Annotated in this window: 1 rRNA gene; it reads right to left on the reverse strand. The window is 46.0% G+C overall.

What is annotated here, in order from left to right:
- A 23S ribosomal RNA gene (locus QM491_RS25385) occupies nt 1–1,460 on the reverse strand; the annotation flags it as partial.
- Between the last annotated feature and the right edge of the window lie 148 nt (nt 1,461–1,608).

Raw genomic sequence — 1,608 nt, forward strand, 5'->3', positions numbered from 1 at the left:
AGTCTCCGTCATCGTGTTTCCCTAATAGTAAGTTCAGGAATATTAACCTGATGTGCATTAGATTGTCGCTCTCGCTAGACCCTTAGCCCCCGACTAACCCTCAGTTGATTAGCATAGCTGAGGAATCCTTGACTTTTCGGCGTGGGGGTTTCTCGCCCCCATTATCGTTACTTATCCCTACATTTGCTTTTCTGATCACTCCAGCAAACCTTGTCGATTCACCTTCATCGCTATCAGAATGCTCCCCTACCAGTATGTATCTCTACATAATCCAAAGCTTCGGTACTATACTTGATGCCCGTTTATTATCGATGCCCGCCTCGCTCGACCAGTGAGCTGTTACGCACTCTTTAAATGAATAGCTGCTTCCAAGCTAACATCCTGGCTGTCTCTGCAATCAGACCTCCTTTGTTCAACTTAGTATAGATTTTGGGACCTTAACTGTTGGTCTGGGTTCTTTCCCTCTCGGACCGTGACCTTAGCACCCCGGCCCTCACTGCCGTGTATATTTCATGCCATTCAGAGTTCATCAGGATTTGGTAGGATTTGACTCCCCCTAGTCCTATTGGTAGCTTTACCTGCATGAAACTCAACCACGACGCTGTTCCTAAAAACATTTCGGGGAGTACGAGCTATTTCCCAGTTTGATTAGCCTTTCACCCCTACCCACAGCTCATCGAAATACTTTTCAACGTAAACTCGTTCGGTCCTCCAGTGTGTGTTACCACACCTTCAACCTGGCCATGGGTAGATCACAAGGTTTCGCGTCTACTCCCCCTGACTAAACGCCCTTTTCAGACTCGCTTTCGCTCCGACTCCAGATCTGCAATCCTTAATCTTGCCAGGAAGAGTAACTCGTAGGGTCATTATGCAAAAGGCACGCCGTCACAGCATCGCGCTGCTCCGACCGCTTGTAAGTGTATGGTTTCAGGGTCTTTTCACCCCCCTATTCGGGGTACTTTTCACCTTTCCTTCACAGTACTCGTTCACTATCGGTCTCTTGTTAGTATTTAGCCTTACCGGATGGTGCCGGCTGATTCAAAGGGGATTTCTCCAGTCCCCCCCTACTCAGGATACGTCTACGTCCAGATTATGTACTCTTACAGGGCTATCACCTTCTACGGCTGAGCTTCCCAACTCATTCAAATTAAAATCCTTTCTAAAAAAACGTCCTACAACCCCGTCATTGCCGTAACAACAACGGTTTGGGCTAATCCGCGTTCGCTCGCCACTACTTACGGAATCACTTTTGTTTTCTCTTCCTCCGGGTACTTAGATGTTTCAGTTCTCCGGGTTTGCTCCACATTGTGGTAATGGTTCTTCAAACCATTGGGTTGCCCCATTCGGAAATCTACGGATTAATTCTTTTGTGCAAATCCCCGTAGCTTATCGCAGCTTAACACGTCCTTCATCGCCTTCAAGAGCCTAGGCATCCCCCATACACCCTTAATTCACTTATGCTCTGTCGCTAAATTTCTTTAACTCTTACTCGTTTCTCTATCTTTCACAATATGTCAAGGAACTTTATACTTACATTCAATTAACTTTAACATTAACCAAACTTCAGCAGTGCGCAAATACTCGTTCGTAATTGCATCTTTTACTATT

Source organism: Flectobacillus longus, assembly GCF_030056705.1.
GTDB classification, from domain to species: Bacteria; Bacteroidota; Bacteroidia; order Cytophagales; family Spirosomataceae; genus Flectobacillus; species Flectobacillus longus.